This window comes from Candidatus Cytomitobacter indipagum (assembly GCF_008189285.1).
Classification (GTDB): domain Bacteria; phylum Pseudomonadota; class Alphaproteobacteria; order CAJXXZ01; family 1604HC; genus Cytomitobacter; species Cytomitobacter indipagum.
Window position 1 is genome coordinate 483,648 of the sequence record NZ_CP043315.1, and the last position, 19,368, is coordinate 503,015.

Sequence of the window (19,368 nt, forward strand, 5' to 3'; positions counted from 1 at the left end):
TCTCTGTATTTATATAAATTAAGAATGATTTGGATAAAATCATAAAGAGTAGAGATCATCTTTTTTGGATTATTTCAAATTAACCACGCAACAAATCATTGATTGAAATTTTGGATTTAGTTTTTTCGTCAACTTTCTTAATTATAATTGCGCATTCAAGCGATATATTTTTGCTTATGGAATATGATCCTGGAACAATAACGCTATATGAATCAATTTTATCCATTTGCAATCCATCTCTATTGAATATTTTTGTTGATGATGTGATTTTTGTTCCTGCCCCTAATACACATCCCTCTGGAATCATAATGCCTTCCGCAATAATGCATTGAGCTCCTATAAATACATTATCTTCTATAATTACAGGCATAGCGCTTGAGGGCTCCAAAACTCCAGCAATCACTGTATTAGAAGAAATATGACAACGCTTTCCTATATGCGCGCATGACCCAATCGTTACCCCACTATCAATCATTGATTCATCATCAATATATGCCCCAACATTAATAAATGAATTACTCATTATCACGCAATTCTCTCCTATATATACCCCTCTTCTAATCCATGACCCTGGAACAAAACGAGAATTTTTATCTAATAAAGCTTGATTATTTATATTATTCTGCAAATCCACTTTGTCATTCCATTTTGTTAAATTATCTATTCCAGTAATTTGCTTCTCTGATTTAAAAATATTATTAATTTGCTTAAATGCATTTTTATTCAATTCCCATTGATTCTCTTTGTTCACTATTTTAACTTTCCCAGACTCTAAATCTACTAGCAAAGATTCTACTTTTTCATTCATAATTTAACCCTACAACGTGATATCATCAATATCAACACAATAAATGAAATAAAAAAATATAAAATAGAGTTGCATTAAATTTTTTTTGCCATCTATACATATATATTGTATAATGAATACATGACATTATTTAAATTAAGTAAAATTAAGAATACAATTTATGCGACAGGAAGAGTTGCAATGCTTTCTTTGCCTATCTACTCATATTGCACAAATATAGATTGTTTATTGCAAAAAACACAACAACAATGGGGGGAGAATGTATCATGTGAAGAATTTAAAACCATTATTAAAGATGAGTGCGAAAGAAAAAGCATGCTTAGATTGTCATGCAAAAAAGCAAGAAGTTTGTCACAATTGAATCAAGAGCCTTACTTAATTGACAAAATATCCTCTTATATATTTAATGAAAATGATCTTGTGATTGGGCTTTTAAAATATGAATTATCAAATAATTATTTTTATTGTAATGCCTACCCTTTAAGCAGCGTAATAAAAAACTTTATAGAAAGATGTAATTCTCAAGATTTATTGAAAAATAAACATAATAAATGCATTTCAAATATAAAATAAAGATTTTTAATCTTATTAAAACTGAAATAAGCCTCATTATGCAATGATAGCTTGCACTTCACTTGTTATTTCATATAATTAGACCATGAAATTAAAAAACTGCAAAATATATTTGCATTGAACGCTTTATATCTCTAAATACACATTGTATAATGAATACATAACATTATTTAAATTAAATAAAATTAAGAATGCAATTCAAATAACAGGAAGAGTAATCATATTTGCTATTCCTATCTGTTCATATTGCACAGGATTTGCACTAGATAAACTGCATTATCCTATGTATTTCTGCGATGTGGAAATAGAATCTTATGAGCAAAAAGAAATACTGCGGAGAGAAATAAGCAACGACATTAAATTGTATAAAAAGACAAATGAAAACGAGTTTGTAGAATTTATTTATACTAAGCATGAAAGAATAGCAACTAATGCATTTAAATTATTATGCAGAAAATCAAATAGTCTGTCAAAATTAAACAAAGAACCTTATTTAATTTATGAAATCTCCTCTTATATATTTGATAAAGAAAAATACTTTCAATTCTTATTAAAATATCAATCTGCTTGCAAAATTATGCATACAGATTTTCTATTCAGTTTGGATCCTTTTGAAAAAGGTGGATTATTTCAAAAAATGTATGCGGCAACTCATGTCAAAAAATATAGAGAAAATATGGAGAAAACATCAAAGTTGCGCATAGGTTATTGTGAGCATTTATGCCCATTTGTATCCTTTCTATATAAAAACCTAGAAATGCTAGAAATTGATTACAATCAAGAAATTGACAAAAAAATACTTTATGAATTTAAATTATTAACAGAATTAAACATAAGAATATTGCATGATTACTGCATACCAAAAAATACTTTTAATCATTTAATCTCATTAGTGAAACTTAATTTATCTTTTTGCAAGCTCAAATCAATTCCTAATTTATTTAATCTAAAAAATCTAAAAGAACTAGATCTTTCAAACAATGATATATCAAGAATAAAAGAAAATGACCTTAAAGGATTGGAAAGCCTTGTGTCATTAAGTTTGAATTACAATAGTATTAAATGCATTGTTTCAAAAGAAGATCATGAATATTTTTCTTCAATTAAAGATGATGAAAATGCATCATATTGGGAAATTGAAAGTTTGTCATACTTGCCAAAACTTAGACAAATCTATCTAACAACTTATACTAATTGCTTATATATATCAACAAATGCAAAAAACATCTTAGAAATCCAATTGCTAAATTTAGAAATTTACCCTAACTTTCAAGATGAAAATACAATGCCACATGCGCTGCTAAAAGAAGTAATTAAAAGCATAGCAATTCAATAAATTAAGCGGTAGGATTTTGCCAAATATTATCTGGCTCAATCATGCAATCATATAAATCATAAATCAGGCAATTATACAACTAATCGAAATCATAAAAATCTTTCTTTTCTTATTTCAATAAACAAATACAATGCATAAATCCATGCTGATATTAGAAATGATATCGAGATTCCGAAAGATCCCATATGAAATAAAATAGGCATCAAAACAAAATTAGAGGCAAATTGTGCCATTGCGCCTCTTAATGGGATTTTCGTATTATCATATGCAAAAAATACTGCATTCATTATTTTGCTTAAGGTGTATGCCGGAACACTAAGTATATATATTTTCAAATATGAGCTTATGTGCATAACATCAATTAGTGTCATTTTTCCTCTTAGAAATAATATTTTACATATTGGAAGCGAAAGAAAAAAGATCAATATGGATATCACTGAAGATCCTACTAATCCATATATCCAAACTTGATTATACAACTCTTTTGCTTTATAAATTTCTTTCTCTTTTATATACTGAGTCAAATATAGCAAAAATGTAGTGCTAAACACAATTCCTATTAAGCTTAATGGAACCTGCATAATACGATCTGCAAAAGCTAAGTATGATATATTTCCTGTAGGTAAAAAACTTACGAACCATGATGAAAACATAATCATGATTTGGGAAATTCCTGATGAGAATGAAATATTTATAAATTTCTTTTTAAATACCATAAATTCTTTTTCATACATATCATCAGAATTTATTTTTTCATACAATGGGATTAGATTATTTCTCCACGCATGAAAAATAATCCATATAAATTGCACAATATTTCCCAATAAAATGGCAAATCCAATTAATGAAAATGGCAAGTTAAATTTATAACAAATCAATAATGTTGCAATCGCAATAATATTACATATCGCACTAGATACAGCACATACTGCAAATTTTTTATTGAAATTCAAAGAACTAACAAGCACACTAGATAATCCCATAAAGAACAAGCTTGGCAAAATGAAATAAGAAAATTTTATAAAATATAAAGCTGCTTCACTAGATAAATTTGGAAATATAAAATATGTTCCATATTTAATGAAAAGTAGAAAAATTATCATAACTATAATAATGCATTTGCACAGTTTTACAATTAATTTCGCAAGAAAAGCGTTTGGATTTTTATTTTTTAACTTCAAGTCTTTCAACATAGGTATAAGCAAATTATTCATACTCCCATCTGATATAACTTTTCTGAATAAAGATGGGAATTTAACAGCTAATATATACGCATCCGTAATAGCGCCTACTCCTGCCCAATTTAATATAATAATATCTCTAAAATAGCCCAATACTCTTGATATAAGAGCAAAACAACTAACACAAGCGCTGCTCAATATAAATTTCTTATAAATAGATTGAGATTTACTCATTATGCATCCGGATTTAGAGTGGATTCACCTTTTTTCCAATTTACAGGGCACAATCCACCATTTTGCAATGCATCCAATATTCTCAACACTTCTTCAGGATTTCTTCCTACATTAAGATCTGTAACGCTTGCATATCGAACAACCATATTTGGATCTATTATATATGTTGCTCTTTGAGACACGCCTGCATCAACATCCTTAATTCCTAATTCGCTAGATAAATTTCCACCTATATCTGCAAGCATAGGAAAATTAACTTTCCCAATTTGAGCATTATCTTTTTTCCATGCCAAATGAACAAATTCTGAATCCATGCTAGCCCCTAAAATTTGCGCACTACGATCTTCGAATTCACTTTGCAAATCTGCAAATCCACTAATTTCAGTAGGGCAAACAAATGTAAAATCTTTAGGCCAGAAGAAGAAAACCATCCATTTTCCATTATAAGAAGAAGAATTAACAACTTTCATTTCATTATTGCCTAATACAGCAGTCAAATTAAATTCAGGAAACTTAGAACCAATACCTAACATAACAACCTCCAATAAACACATTCTATCTCGATTTATATAATTTGCAAAGTTCCACTACTTGTGTTGGAGCTGCTAAGTAAATATTAGATAAGTTGATTTCTATAGAGCAATAATATATAAATTTAATTATGATGTTATTTAATATAGTATTTCTATTATTTTCTTCAAATATATTTTGCATGCAAGATAATATTAGTCGCGCAAGCAATGATGGAGTAGGCAGAGTGTTTTCTCAATATTTTGGAAAAGATTCATTGTCAAAAAAAATGAAAATGGATATAGAGTTTTATCGAACACTCTCAAGTAAAGAATTTGCAACTCTCATTAATTCCAAGCCTTTTCTTATATTTTTATTTTGCAATAAGAAAAAAATGATGTTTTCAGATCATGAAATAATTGAAATAATTACCTCTCATCTCATTGATGAAAAATCATATTATTCAATGAAAAATCAAAATATATCATTGGATAAATTCAATTATCCAGCAAGTTCATTAAAATATTATTTTGCGAATGGAATAAATGATGATTCATTGAAATATGAAGATAAATATTACTTTGAATGCTTGCATATATGTTCATATGCTTCATTACATGATGATAAATTGAAAAAATCGCTTGAATTAATAAACAAAGCATCGTATATGCCATCGAAAAATATAAATATAAATTTATCGCAGAATCTATTCATTCTTATTCCAAATGCAACAGTAATCTACTCAGCTTTCTCCGAGATGCAAAGAATTGAAGGAGGAATTTATCACAATAAACTGAAAAAACTTATTGTAACAAAAAGTGAAATCACAAGAATATTGAAAGGAACGTTAAATCTTCCAAACCTTGAACATCTTTGCTTTGCTTGCAATCAAATTGATCATATTGATAGAGAAGCATTTGCAGGAATGCCAAAGTTGAAAGAACTAAATCTTGATGGGAATCAAATAACAAGATTTGGATCCAATCAATTGATAGGAATAAATATTGATGAATGTAAAATAAAACTTAACAATAATCCTTTGAACTCAGAATCAGCTAATTATTACAATTATTTAAAAAGTAAAAAATAATTATAATATTCTAATCATATGTTTTCTTATCATAATGTATAATTTGCAAAGCTCAATCGACTAAGATAAAATAACACATGAATAATATTATTGCAGCAATTCTTTTTGCATGCACATTTGGATTGAAAGTTAATTGCGCTCAAGCAGGTGCTAGAAGTTTGACCTCAAGCCTAAGAGGAAAGATAGGATCTTTTTCAAGCTCATCAGGTTATAGCGCAGGTTATAGCAGTGTACCATATGTAGATCAGCGAGTAGAAAAGTTAAAGCATGATATTGAAATATATAGACAATTCAACGAAGAGGAAGTAAATACTTTTGTAAATTTACCTCTATTGAAAACATTTCTGCTTTACAATAATAGAAGAAGGTCTGAAAATGAATTATCTGGAAATTCAATAACATTCTCAAAACATGAAATTACAGATATTATAGCTCCATTTTTTGTAGATTATGATTTGATTGAAAAAGTGCTTGATAAATCATGTTCTTTTCATAAACTACATCATCCTGCAAATGCTTTGAAATGGTTCTTTGCGCAAAAAATAGAACATCTTGATTTTTATCCTCCTCATTATCATAAGTTCAGAGAGCATGATCATTCAATCAAATCATACTGTGCATTGTATGGTGATGAAGTAAGGAGAAAAGAATTATTTGATGGGAGAAAAATAAGATTTGGCATAGTGGAAGGATCATTAAATCAAAGATTATTTTTAGTGAAAGGAGCATTAGAGCAAAGAGTATTTGCTTTATGTCCTAATGTCCAAGAAATTGATGGATCAACAAGAGCGCTTGTATCAGAAATTAAACCTCTAAATTTGTCTCAATTGAGAAAAATCTCTTTATGTAGCGAAAACATGCTCGCATCACTTAAAGCAAATACATTAAATCTCCCAAATCTAGAATCTATATACATTGGATATTCTGGAATTACAGAAATAGAAGAAGGAACGTTTGAAAAGTGCCCTAAATTAAAATCTATATCCTTTGCCAATAACAAAATAACAGAATTTGGATCAGCGCAATTAAAAGGAGTTAATTTAAATCAACTGGAAGAATTAGATCTATCTGAAAACCCTCTTGATCAATCTTCCAAAGATTATGTAAACAACATTAAAAATCAAATTAAAAATAGAAATGACCTTAAAGCTGAAGAAGAAAAATGGAGAAAAGCAATAGAATTATCAGAAGAAGGTGAAATTGCATGCATTCATTATCAGTTCGACAAAACTTTCCCATACACAAAATTGTTCCCATCAAATCTAGCAACATATCAATTCACCCCAAACCAATTAAGCATTACAGAGCAACTAACAGATACAACACTTGATGAAATAGATTGATTATATCAAACCATATATTTATCTTATTCTTCTCATAGCTTATTTCTGCAATATGATGCCATATTAATAGAAGGTCAAAATTCTAATCATGAAAAATCTAACTAGATAACATTTTATAAATTTGAAGTGATCCTAACAATAATTTTAAAATAACCCTAATATTAAAATAATTCTAATTAACAATGAATTAGTTTATAAAAAACACTGAAATAGCGCTAATAATTGCGAATTTACAAAAATACAAATTAAGCAGCTATATATTATTTTCATGAATTTTTTAAGTTCAAAAAAATAATTCCTTTGCAATCTAAATAATTCCTTTGCAATCTGTTTATTAAATGTTTTTCTTATCATAATGCATATGATAAAATTGTTTCAATAAAATCCATTTGTTGAATTTATGCTACAAATCACCAGGAGCACTTTCTGATCTTTTAAATCTAATTTTAGAAATCCAGCTTGTTAATCAATTATAGATATGCCCTACTATAATGATAAATTTAATATTGTATGAGATATTTCCTTGGCAATTTATATGAAATAATTTCCTTAACAGTTACTTTAATATATTAATGATTCTGTTAATTTCTAATGCAATTTTTGATCTATGCACTATTTTATCTACGAATCCATTTTTAAATTGGAATTCTGAGCTCTGGAAATCCTTTGGCAATTCTTCTCCGATTGTTTGTTGAATAACTCTTTTTCCTGCAAATCCTACTAAGGCTCCAGGCTCTGCTAATGTCACAGTTCCTAACATGGCAAATGAGGCTTGAACTCCACCAGTTGTCGGATCGCATAGAACGGAAATATAAGGAATTCCTGCATCTTTCACTTTCTTAACAGCAATAGTTGTGCGAGCCATTTGCATTAATGAAAATATACCTTCTTGCATTCTAGCTCCACCAGAAGATGAGAAAAGCACCAATGGAATCTTATTTCGTATAGAAATTTCTGCAGCATGCACAATTGCATTTCCTAGCGCTCTCCCCATTGATCCGCCAATAAATGCAAAGTCCATTGCTAATGCAACAACAGAATTCCCTTCTAATTTACCAACTCCAATTTCAAAGCAATCATCCATATCACATTTTGCACGCGCTTTTTTTAATCTAGATTTATAAGACACTGTATCAGAGAAATTAATAGGATCATCTTGCAATCTCGGAGGAATTTCAGTCTTAAAATTACTTTCTGAGCCAAAAAATGACACCAATCTATGATGGGCACGCATTCTTTCATGATGATCACAAATAGTGCAAACCCACATATTATCTACCATATGTGATCTAAAAATCATTTCCTCGCATTTATTACATTTATGCCATAGATCATCAGGAACACTCTCTGACCTTTCAGATCTAATTTTAGGAATCCAACTTGTTAGCCAATTCATAAATACATTCTACTATAACGACAAGTTTAATGATAGAAATTGAATAATGGATTTTTTCTTGATTTAAGATTCAATGTGATGCATTTATTTTCATTCAAGAGCAGCTTCATAAAACTTTATTGCTACTTAATATTTCTCAACAATTTTAAATTCATTTTTAGAATTGTATTTTAAATTCATTTTTAGAATTATGAATTGTTTTGTTTAACAAAATAATGCATTTTTAGAAAAAAATCATGCTATATTATCTTTTTATGCAGCTTTGGTTGATTTTGTCTAATATTTCATCGCCTCTTAAATCTATTTGTTGTCCTAATGGCACTTTTCTAATAATTTTCATTATATGCTGCAACTTAATTATATATTCTTTGGAAAGCGCATTTAATGAATTCTTTGACAAATCTAATGCCCTTAATTTTACCACATCTATCCCTTTCAGTTGTTCAAAGCCAAATTCTTTTATTTTGCAATCTTTCAAATATATCTCTTTTAAATTAGGGCATTTCTCAAATGCTCCCGCTTCTATTTCTTCAAGACTGCATGTTAAAAAAGATATACATACTAGATTTGGCAAATCTAATATATTTGCTTTGAGAGATTTAAAACTTGCATGATGAAATTTCATTTCTCTCAATTTAAGTAAATTTAAAGGCTTTATATCTGTAACAAATGTTGTCTTGCATGATTGAATTGTTAGAGCATTAGGGCAAAAAGCAAATACTCTTTGCTCTAATGCCCCAGAAATTGAACTTAATCTAATCACGCGCTTATTAAGCAATATTTTTCTCATTTCATCGTCATGCAATGCACAGTATGAACTAATTGCGTGATCATGATTTCTAAACTTATCGTACCTAGCAGGCTGAGAATATAAACCAGTCAAAAAATTGCCATTTTGTGAATAATCATTACGCCCTCTAATTTGTTGCGCAAAGAACCACTTAAGAGTATTTGCAGGATATTTTAGCTTACTCAATGAGCATGAATTATCATGTACTTTTTCAATTATTTTGTCATCTACAAAAAATGGAGCTATAATATCTTCAATTTCGTGATTAGAAAATATTATATTTGAATTCTTAGACGATGATTTTTCATGCTTGATTTTTCTATTATTGCAAAGTATAAATGTTTTTAGCAAAGCAAGGCTAGCAAAAGAATTTACTTCTTCTTCGGTGCATTTTTGGTATAATTTTATGTCATGCTTTAACTCTGCAGTTAATTTATCATCTTTCAAACCAAACATTATTGAATCCAATAATTCCTTGCAAATAGGATCCATTGAATCAAATCCCAAATTCTCATTATTTGCACAATTAACCTGCAATACAGATGCATATGTAGCAATAATCGCAAAACATCTAATCGCTTCTATTATATTAACAATAAATTTCATGCACAAACATAACATATACTTCAATTTAAGTTTAGAAAAATCTTACAAACTTAGCGATGCATTTTATTTTTCATGCAATTCAAGCAATGCAATGCTGTCTTATTATTTTAACAATTTGCAATTTTTTATAAATTATTCTATAAATCAACTTAATGAAATTTGCATAATAAACTTAATTAGATTTGTATGGTATTTTTGAATAATGAATAATATTTGCCATCAACGAATTTTTCTCAATACATCAATAAATTTATCAACTTCATCATGCGTATTATAAAAAGCAAATGACGCCCTTACAGTCCCTTCTATTCCAAATGATCTAATAGAAGGTTGAGCACAATGATGTCCTGTTCTGACTGCAATTCCTTCTTCATCTAGCTTCTTTCCAACTTCATTGTTATCAATTCCATTAACTATAAAAGATAAAACCCCGACTCTATTAACAGGATTTCCAATTATCTTTACATGATCCAAATTTTTCATTTGCTCATACGCATATTGCACTATATCATGCTCATGATTCTCCACATTATTCATATCTAATTTATTTAAATATCCAATAGCAGCGCGCAAACCTTCTATGTCAGCCAAATTTGCAGTCCCAGCTTCATATACATACGGAGATTCTGCGTATTTTACTTGCTCATATTTCACATCATGAATCATTCCTCCACCAACTTGATATGGAATGCTATTTTTCAATAAATCTTCTCTTCCAAAAACAACTCCGGTTCCAGTTGGCGCAAACATTTTATGTCCAGAAAATACAAAAAAATCACATCCTAACTCTTGAACATCAATTTTAATATGCGGAATTGATTGCGCACCATCTAATATAGTAATTGCCCCATGCATTTTTGCTTGTTGAATCATACTTTCTACAGGAACTAATGTTCCTAGCGAATTTGCAATATGTGCTAATGAAACAATCTTAGTTTTCTCACTAAGCATATTAGAATATACATCCATAACAATATCTCCATTAGAATCAATTGGTATAATCTTTAAATTTGCATTTTTTTCTTGAGCTAATTTACGCCATGGCAAAATATTTGAATGATGCTCTAATTGCGTAATTAAAATATCATCTCCAGCATTAACTTTTTGCATTCCAATTGTATTAGCAAGCAAATTTAATCCTTCAGTAGCGCCTTTTACAAATATTATCTCTTTTTCAGACCCATTAATAAAACTAGCAACTTCTCTGCGCGCTTTATCAAATAATTCTGATGCTTCTTGAGACAATGTGTGCACTCCTCTATGAACATTAGAATTATATTGTGAATAATAATTTGATATAGCATCAATTACAACTTTAGGTTTTTGTGATGTAGCTCCATTATCAAGCCAAATAAGTGGCTTTCCATTAATCAATCTACTTAAAATCGGAAAATCTTGCCTAATCTGATGCACATCGAATAAATCACGATTAATAATTTGAGAATTATCTCCAGTTATATAGTTGGCATTATTGTAATCAAAACTTGAAATATCATCCATTGTTTTGTGATTTTCAAATTCACTACACTCTTCATAAATACCACTTACTTCTCTATAATTTCCTAATTCATGCATATCAAAATTTCCAAATTCGTTCATATTGATTTTTCTTTCATTAGAATGCATTGTACTCAACCTATCAATATTGCGCTTATCTCTTTCACTGCAATAATTCTGACTTTCAAGCAAATTATTGGAATTATAATTATGCATATTATTTGTAATCTTTTTGCTCATAATTTTCCTCTTTAATCGTGGTAATGGCCAATTTCTATATTACACAACATAGCTAAAGCATCTGGAACTAAAACTGCTACATTATAGTATTTAGTAATCAAATAATTAATCACTGACATATCATCTGTATTCATTTCTCTTACGCTCAAACTTGGAATTCCTCCATAAGAAATATCAGGTTTATTTAATCCAACCACTCCTTGTTTGTCCATTCCTAAACGAATAGCCATCATATTTGTAATTGCCAAGCCATCATGACGTTTTGTAATACCAATTTTATCACATGGAACCAATGGAACCCCTCTCCACGTAATTAGATTGCTTCCAAACATTCTTACAATTACAGGCGGAACCCCTCTTTTTGTACATTCTCTTGCAAATGCAGAAATAGCCCTTGGATGCGCTACTATAACAGATGGATCTTTCCATAACATGCCAAGTAATTCATCCATATCATCTGGAGTTGCAGGCCCAGTTCTAGTGGTAATTTTTCTATCGTGAGAAACCTGATTAATCAATCCATGACTTGCATTATTGAATATTTCCCACTCTTCTCTTTCTAATATATTTTGAATTAAAATCTTCAACTGAGATTCAAATTGAGGGTGTGGGTTATTATACAATTCATGTATTCTGCTATGTATTCCAAGCACAGATTGAATCACATCTAGCTCAATTTCTTCGGGAGATTCATCATACTCTGTATAGCTTTTAGGCATCATTGGTTCATCAGAATAAGAAGAAATTAATTTAGCTTTATGCTCTCCGGTATTATATTCATTTTCATAATTCATAATTGAAGATTTTACATAATATCTGAATTCATCTTTTTGAAGCAAATCTTTAAATGAATCATTTTCAACAACCAGCATAGATCCTGGAACAGATGTTCTGATTTTAATTTTATCGTAATTTTCATATCCCAAAGCTTTAAACCCTCCAAAGAATTTTCCAGCTTGTAAATTAGCTATTACAACAGGCTTTTCATTATGATTTAACAGAACTAATTCATATTCACCGCTTAATATTATATAAAACTTATTCTCAGATTGATTTTGCTCAATTACCTCTCCTAATATGCAACTTTTTTTAGATGAATTGCCAATAAGTGAAGAAATTTCCTTATTATTTAAATAACTCATCAATTCAATTGATTTTACTGATTCTTCATTCAAAGCATGTGGATTGTTTTTATATTTTTTAACTCTATTGATTCTAAATATACCAGTTTCTAAATTTACACATGGAAGCATCTTCATAAATAATCTAGGAGTAATAAATTCTGCAAAAGCATGTGTATTTTGCACTGCAGATAATACTTTAGCATTTTTAAGGGAATTAATTCTTCTTTCTTTCATTTTATCTCCTATTCAATGACCATAATATTATGAGGAAATTATTACTTAATGGTTAAAAAATGAGCCTAATTACAAGTTATTTGCTAAGCATATATATCTTATTGTTGATTATTGAAAAAATTATTATTCATTTCAAGAATGATTTCTCTATTTGATATTCTTCTATTTAATATTTCCACCATTTTTTCAAAAGAAATATCGTCATCCAACAAAGCAACTCCATTGCTGCATAAGCGAAGATTTCCATTTAATTTTGCAACAGACCATTCTCCATGAACATTTTCTTTATTAGCATTATTTTGCATCAATTGAGCATAAGGCAATTGAAGTGCATTATCTACAATTCCTGCATCAATGTTCATTGAAATAAAAGTGGATAAAATTATTGTAGTATTTAATATTCTATTCATATTTTTATTATGACATGATATTATTTGATTGCAAGTATTCTTATAAATTCCAATATAATACTTAGTAAATAGATGAAATATATGACAAAAATATCACAACAAATCAAATCAGTTGCAAAATAATCTATTATGATCTATAAAATAATCAGGCTCTTATAAGTGTTTTGTCTGCGAGGCACAATAATACTCACGGGAGTCGTCACTGATTTGTTCTGTGGAACATTTTATACGACACCCACCTATACATATAGGCCCCGTGAAGGTGGAATATTTATATGAGTCGCAGTATTTATTAATATTATTAACAACTTACATTTTAATTGCTTAATAGATAAAATTCATCGAGACAATATGATAAAAAAATTAGGGAAAGACATAACATGGATACGAACTGGTGGAGAAGTTGACATATTTGAACCTAATTCAATTTATGAGCTAAAGAGTTTTTTGAAAAATAACAAAAAAGTGATCCCTGTAGGATTTGGATCCAATATAATCATTCCTGATTCAGGATTAGATAAAACTATAATAAGATTAAACAATATGCAAAATGATATACAAATAAATAGCGATCATCTAACAATTAATGCTGGAACTCCAAATATAATTGTATCTAGATTTTGCACAGAAAATAATTTATCAAACTTAGAGTTTTTACATACCATTCCAGGAACAATTGGAGGGGCTTTATATATGAATGCAGGTGCATATGGGTATTGCGTATCAGATTATTTATTATGGGCAGAATTAATCGATCTAGATGGAAATATCCACAGACTTAATAGATGTGAAATTAAATATGAATATAGAAAGAGCAATATTCCCGATGGAATGATTTTTCTCAAAGGATGCTTTAAAGTTGAAAATTGCAATAATGTCAAAAATAAAATCAAACAAATGAAACAATATAGAAATGATAAACAGCCTAGAGTAAATACTTTTGGAAGCGTGTTCACTAATCATGCAAAATATAACGCATGGAAGTTAATTGAACAATCTGGATGCTATGGGATGAAAATTGGAGGGGCATATATATCAGAATTACACTGTAATTTTATAATCAATGATGGGTCCGCTACAAGCAAAAATATAAAAGATCTTATAAATCAAATACAGCAAAAAGTCTTTAATCATTCTGGAATTTTATTAGAAGAAGAAGTGATTTTTCTTTAAATTTCTCATAATATTATAAATCATAATATTAAATCTAAAATGCATATTAATTAGTAAATTTATCTCTATTTAATAAATTAATGCATTAATTTAACCATGCTATATATGTTATGCAATATATTCACACCAATACATGAAGCAATAATTCATATTTCTAGAATTGTTGAGCGTTCATTTGATTTTCATATGTTTAAATATTTGTATAAAATGGGAATAAGTTCTATTAAACACAATATTTATACGGCAATATATATTGCAATTGTTATAGCATTTGCAATGATTTTATCGCATTGTACATATCAATTATACAATCTGATATCATTAGGGAAAATAACAGGGAGATGGACTAAAGCATTTCTATATATAATGAATTTCAATGTTTATATAAGATTATTGACAACATTATTAGTAGCATTCATATATGAAAAAAATGAAGCAGATAAAATGGTTCATATAACAATGGGGCTAACATATTCATTTTCCATATTGAAAAGAGCTGCGCTATATACAGCATTGATGTTTCATATAAGATTTACTCAAATAATGCATTATATGTTATCTCTTAATGTAGCATTTGCAATATTAAATCCAAAGAATCATATATTATTCTCATATTTTACATATTCTAAATATGAAACTTGGAATAATTCATTAATTAAATCATCATTGCATCTATCTAGCAATATATTTGAACTAATGTGGATCATATCATATTGTATATTGGGATATATATGGTGGCACATATCAAATAAAAACAGCATGTCTAAAACTATATTTAACATACACATTATTCTTAATCTTGCATGGTATCCAATATTTTGCATATTACAAAGACCTGGAATATCATTAATGCATATCACATTATTGATAACTTCTGCTTTATATATGATGATTAGCTTGAGAAAAGCAAAACATATATTGATTATTCTTATTCCATATATAGCGTTATTAATGACTGAAGCATATCTTAATTTATATATATTTTTGAATAATTAATAATATTCTATTCAGGTTAATATGTTCATATGTATATTCTGTTCAGGTTAATATGTTCATATGTATATTCTGTTCAGGTTAATATGTTCATATGTATATTCTGTTCAGGTTAATATGTTTATATGTAATTAATATATATTTTGCTTAAATTTGCTTATTAATCATATATTGCCAATGCATTACTTAAGCATCTTACATATTTCATAAATTTTGATAGAATAAAATGTGATATTCTTGTCAATCATATTTTTACTTTCTTTATCTTTATTCAAAAAAAGATGGGACTCTTTCATAGTTATAGATAGTCTTTTGCCTGTCATATGCATGTTATGGTTGTCAAGAAACATACGCATTGAATATTTATTTTTCTTTTTGATAAATTTATATTTAATTCCAAAAATTTTAAAGGAGACCACATGAATATTTTAAAAAACATTCTACACTTTCATAATAAAACAACCAATTACATACATGATAAATACATGTGTATTCTTTGTGCATTTTGGATTGTTCCATTTCTAGCAGGAATGACAATAGTATGGATTAGCGCGCTAATAATTTTATTTGGATTAAGTCTTTTTATTCCATTTTTCATGTCTATGTTTGTATTGCTTTCAATTGCATTTGCTTTAGTTAATATAGTTACTCAAGCCCCATTATTAGGAATCTTATTTATAGGAGCATTATTTCTATTTAGGGATCAAATCAACTATATATGGAATCAATTATTTATTGCAAAAAGCTATTCAATTCAAAAGCCATCTATATCTGGACACACGCCAATGATTTTATCTTTATTTATAATACATGCCCTTATGTATATTATGCCAATTCCTACTATGTGGAAATTCGGAATTTTAGCGCTAATGTCAGCATATATGTTTAAGAAAACTAATCATGATAATTGTGATCAATCAAACCATATACATCATCATTGTTGCGATTCAAATCATAATAATAATTGCAGTAAAAAATAACAGAGGCAATCCTTTACTAACATACTAATTGTTATTACAATGCGCATATGAATAAAATAATTTTATCTCTTATTACTTGCAATATATTTGCAGTTGGAGAGATATCGCATAAACTTAGCGCTTCTGAATCATATTCACAGCACATAAAAGCAATTAAACATGATGAGGAAAATCTAAATGCATTTAAAGATGAAGGGTATTATCAATTAGCTTGCAGAAAAGATTCAAATAAAGCTCTTCTTGGATTCTGCGCTTATAAAATTCTTCAAAGAGAAAATAAAGGCTCTTTATATAGCCTACGTTACGATTCTTTGATAAGAGAGCCTCAGCATTTTTTCTTCTATCTAAAGTATATGTCTGAATATATTGATGAATTTAAAGAAATATTGATGAATTTGAAAGAAATATTACTACATGATGAATTCGCAACATATTTACCACACAATACATTCAACGGATTAAGCAATATAACGCATCTTATTATCAACGGAAATCCATTATTATCCACATTGCCAGCAAGTATATTCAGTAAATTAAGCAATATAACACACCTTAATATCAACAACACTCTGTTGTCCGCATTACCAAAAAACATATTCAATGGGCTGGTCAATTTAATAGAACTAAATCTATCTGTAAATAAAATAAAATCATTGCACTGTGATATATTCAAAGGTTTGGTTAATTTAGAAGAATTATATATAGCTAATAATGAATTCTTCACATTACCAGTAAATATATTCAGAGATTTGCATAGCCTATCAGAATTATGCGTGTCTGGAATAAAATTGACCCACCTTCCTAATAATATATTTATTGGTCTAGATCAATTAACAGATTTAATGTTGTGTGAAAGTTCATTATCCACATTGCCATCTAGTATATGCACATTAGAATCATTAAATTCATTGCATGCTAGAAGAAATAATCTTGATAAATTACCAGGAGCAATAGGAAATCTAAAAAATTTAACAGAATTATGGCTTTATAAAAATCAATTAACAAAACTGCCAGATTCTATAGGAAATTTAACCAATCTAATAGAGTTATCCTTGGGAGAAAATCCATTAATTCGACTTCCACATACAATAAGCAAATTAGATAATTTAGAAGAATTAGACCTTCCCATTGAAATGCTTGAACCTCTTTCAAAGAAATTAATGAAGTATTTAATGAGCTTAGAATCCGTATCATTATATGGATCAAATCCAAGATTTGCACATTTTACACAATAAAACTATTAAATCTCTTACAGAGAAATTAATGAAATGCTTAGTCAATTTGCAATGCTTATATATAGAGAAAATCCTAGAATTTTCAGATGGATAGGGCTGCTAGAATCATTAAATACACTATGCATATCAGCAAACAGCATGGAATATATTCCACGTAATATTGAAATTTGTTCAATCATACAAAGCATAAATGCATATGAATTTTCAGTAAGTATTTTAGGCTAATAATAATCTAATAAATGAGATTATTTCTAATAAGAAATTGTAAAAATCCCATTTACTTCCTAATCCGTTAGGATTACAATTTTGCCATGAATAAAATAATATTATCAACATTAATGGCTATAAGTGTATTTTCACTGGACTGCGCCCCTCCTACAAATATAGAAAGATATAATAATTGCATAACAGCAATAAGAGGAAATGTAGAGCATCTATCTCAATTTCAAACTGTTGAAGGATATAATGCAGAATTAATATCAGGCAGCACTCAAAGCGCACTTCTTGGATTCTGCGGATATCAAATCTTAAAAAGCGGCACAAATCAACCTAGCTATGACGATGTTTTAAAAAGCGTAAAAAGTGACAAACCACATAATAAATATAAAAACTCAATATGCATTGCAACATACTTTCATGCAGCGTATGTATCTAACATAGCCAAACCTATCGGAGCAATTTCAAGAATATTCGTCAATATTAAGCAATTAAATTTGCAGGGCGCAGGATTAACATATTTGCCTGATGGAATATTCAGTGGATTAGACAAATTAACTGAATTAAATTTAAGTGGCAATTGTAGTGCAAAGCAAATTGAATTTCTTTCTCCTGCTGTTAATCAATTAGAATGTCTCCCTGATGGAATATTCAGTGGATTAGACAAATTAACTAATCTAGATTTAGGTGGCAATAAATTAACAAGCTTACCTTCTAGCACATACAAGCTAACCGCATTAAAAGAACTAAGTGTGCGTAAAAATAAACTAACTTCAATATCAGATGGAATAAGCAGCTTAAAAAATCTAGAAGAATTATTTCTTGATTCCAATGAATTAACAGAAATTCCATATTCTATAGATGAATTGAAATGTTTGAAAGATCTGTCTTTATTTCCCAATCAAATATCAGCAATTTCATTTAAAATGAATAGATTGCTGATAGAGAATAACCGAAATCTTGGAGAGTAATTTCAATAGCAAATTGAATGCACAAGTGGAAAATTCCAAATCATAACAGCAGAAACTTCCACCTAGCATGAAAGAATTAACTAATTTGACAGCTCTTAGCATATCTAGTATGAGATTAAAAGGATTTCCAGAAGCAATAATATCTTATTTAACAAAACTAAAAGAATTACATATAAATAACAATACATTTAAAAGATTTAGAGGAATAGATAAATTAAAAGACCTGAAAACATTGACGATATCAAGAACACATATAGGTCTCTTACCAAAAAATGTCGAAATAACTTCAAATAAAATCTCTTATGGAAATAACCCTACCATCTCAGTTCAAGTCAATTATCCTAAAACACCAAAAGCTAAAAAGTCAAAAACCAAAAAATTCAATATTAGAAAATAACCCAGCTTTATTGCAAAACCTAAGATATGCA

18 protein-coding genes are annotated in these 19,368 nt (G+C 28.6%); 10 read left to right on the plus strand and 8 right to left on the minus strand.

The genetic code is table 11. From position 1 onward, the window contains the following. Positions 1-79: 79 nt before the first annotated feature. The gene (locus tag FZC35_RS02070) at positions 80-808 is read right to left on the minus strand and encodes a 2,3,4,5-tetrahydropyridine-2,6-dicarboxylate N-succinyltransferase (protein WP_148980998.1); all 729 of its coding nucleotides are present in this window, start codon (positions 806-808) and stop codon (positions 80-82) included. 120 nt (positions 809-928) lie between these two features. On the opposite strand from FZC35_RS02070, the gene FZC35_RS02075 reads away from it, so the two are divergent. Together FZC35_RS02075 and FZC35_RS02080 are read left to right on the plus strand one after the other, a co-directional pair. Continuing rightward, the gene (locus tag FZC35_RS02075; protein WP_148980999.1) at positions 929-1,381 is read left to right on the plus strand and encodes a hypothetical protein; all 453 of its coding nucleotides are present in this window, start codon (positions 929-931) and stop codon (positions 1,379-1,381) included. Between the two features lie 145 nt (positions 1,382-1,526). Beyond that, complete coding sequence (locus FZC35_RS02080) at positions 1,527-2,717, plus strand: leucine-rich repeat domain-containing protein (protein ID WP_148981000.1); 1,191 nt, start codon at positions 1,527-1,529, stop codon at positions 2,715-2,717. An 89-nt stretch (positions 2,718-2,806) separates the two neighbouring features. Here the strand turns inward: FZC35_RS02080 and murJ are convergent, their stop codons facing one another. Continuing rightward, positions 2,807-4,132, minus strand: a complete 1,326-nt coding sequence (gene murJ / locus FZC35_RS02085; RefSeq protein ID WP_148981001.1) for a murein biosynthesis integral membrane protein MurJ — start codon at positions 4,130-4,132, stop codon at positions 2,807-2,809. Further along, on the minus strand, positions 4,132-4,665 hold the full coding sequence (locus FZC35_RS02090; RefSeq protein WP_148981002.1) for a peroxiredoxin: 534 nt from the start codon (positions 4,663-4,665) through the stop codon (positions 4,132-4,134). The genes murJ and FZC35_RS02090 overlap by 1 nt, the downstream gene beginning before the upstream one ends. A 131-nt stretch (positions 4,666-4,796) precedes the next feature. Here FZC35_RS02090 and FZC35_RS02095 point away from each other — a divergent pair, with 131 nt between their 5' ends. Next, positions 4,797-5,732, plus strand: coding sequence for a leucine-rich repeat domain-containing protein (locus tag FZC35_RS02095; RefSeq protein WP_172619026.1), 936 nt, complete (start codon positions 4,797-4,799; stop codon positions 5,730-5,732). 77 nt (positions 5,733-5,809) lie between these two features. Next, positions 5,810-7,075, plus strand: coding sequence for a leucine-rich repeat domain-containing protein (locus FZC35_RS02100; RefSeq protein WP_148981004.1), 1,266 nt, complete (start codon positions 5,810-5,812; stop codon positions 7,073-7,075). Positions 7,076-7,631: 556 nt separating this feature from the next. Here FZC35_RS02100 and FZC35_RS02105 read toward each other — a convergent pair. The 5 genes from FZC35_RS02105 to FZC35_RS02125 all read right to left on the minus strand — a co-directional run bounded on the left by FZC35_RS02105 (position 7,632) and on the right by FZC35_RS02125 (position 13,372). After that, entirely contained in the window at positions 7,632-8,471 is an 840-nt protein-coding gene (locus FZC35_RS02105; protein WP_148981005.1) for an acetyl-CoA carboxylase carboxyltransferase subunit beta, read from the minus strand. Between the two features lie 244 nt (positions 8,472-8,715). Beyond that, complete coding sequence (locus FZC35_RS02110; protein ID WP_148981006.1) at positions 8,716-9,867, minus strand: leucine-rich repeat domain-containing protein; 1,152 nt, start codon at positions 9,865-9,867, stop codon at positions 8,716-8,718. A 219-nt stretch (positions 9,868-10,086) separates the two neighbouring features. Next, complete coding sequence (locus FZC35_RS02115; protein WP_148981007.1) at positions 10,087-11,604, minus strand: cysteine desulfurase; 1,518 nt, start codon at positions 11,602-11,604, stop codon at positions 10,087-10,089. An 11-nt stretch (positions 11,605-11,615) separates the two neighbouring features. After that, positions 11,616-12,962, minus strand: coding sequence for a cyclic nucleotide-binding domain-containing protein (locus tag FZC35_RS02120; protein WP_148981008.1), 1,347 nt, complete (start codon positions 12,960-12,962; stop codon positions 11,616-11,618). Positions 12,963-13,060: 98 nt separating this feature from the next. Further along, complete coding sequence (locus FZC35_RS02125) at positions 13,061-13,372, minus strand: hypothetical protein (protein WP_148981009.1); 312 nt, start codon at positions 13,370-13,372, stop codon at positions 13,061-13,063. Positions 13,373-13,723: 351 nt separating this feature from the next. Between FZC35_RS02125 and murB the strand changes: the two genes are divergently transcribed. From murB to FZC35_RS02155, 6 genes are all read left to right on the plus strand, one after another. After that, entirely contained in the window at positions 13,724-14,545 is an 822-nt protein-coding gene (murB, locus tag FZC35_RS02130; protein ID WP_148981010.1) for a UDP-N-acetylmuramate dehydrogenase, read from the plus strand. Between the two features lie 105 nt (positions 14,546-14,650). Continuing rightward, complete coding sequence (locus FZC35_RS02135; RefSeq protein ID WP_172619027.1) at positions 14,651-15,541, plus strand: TspO/MBR family protein; 891 nt, start codon at positions 14,651-14,653, stop codon at positions 15,539-15,541. 416 nt (positions 15,542-15,957) lie between these two features. After that, positions 15,958-16,518 (plus strand): hypothetical protein, encoded by a 561-nt coding sequence (locus FZC35_RS02140; RefSeq protein WP_148981012.1) that lies wholly within the window; start codon positions 15,958-15,960, stop codon positions 16,516-16,518. A gap of 47 nt (positions 16,519-16,565) precedes the next feature. Continuing rightward, entirely contained in the window at positions 16,566-17,753 is a 1,188-nt protein-coding gene (locus FZC35_RS02145; protein ID WP_148981013.1) for a leucine-rich repeat domain-containing protein, read from the plus strand. Positions 17,754-18,064: 311 nt separating this feature from the next. Further along, complete coding sequence (locus FZC35_RS02150) at positions 18,065-18,940, plus strand: leucine-rich repeat domain-containing protein (RefSeq protein WP_148981014.1); 876 nt, start codon at positions 18,065-18,067, stop codon at positions 18,938-18,940. Positions 18,941-19,007: 67 nt separating this feature from the next. After that, a complete protein-coding gene (locus FZC35_RS02155; RefSeq protein ID WP_148981015.1) occupies positions 19,008-19,337 on the plus strand; it encodes a hypothetical protein in 330 nt (109 codons plus the stop codon). The last annotated feature ends 31 nt before the right edge of the window (positions 19,338-19,368 follow it).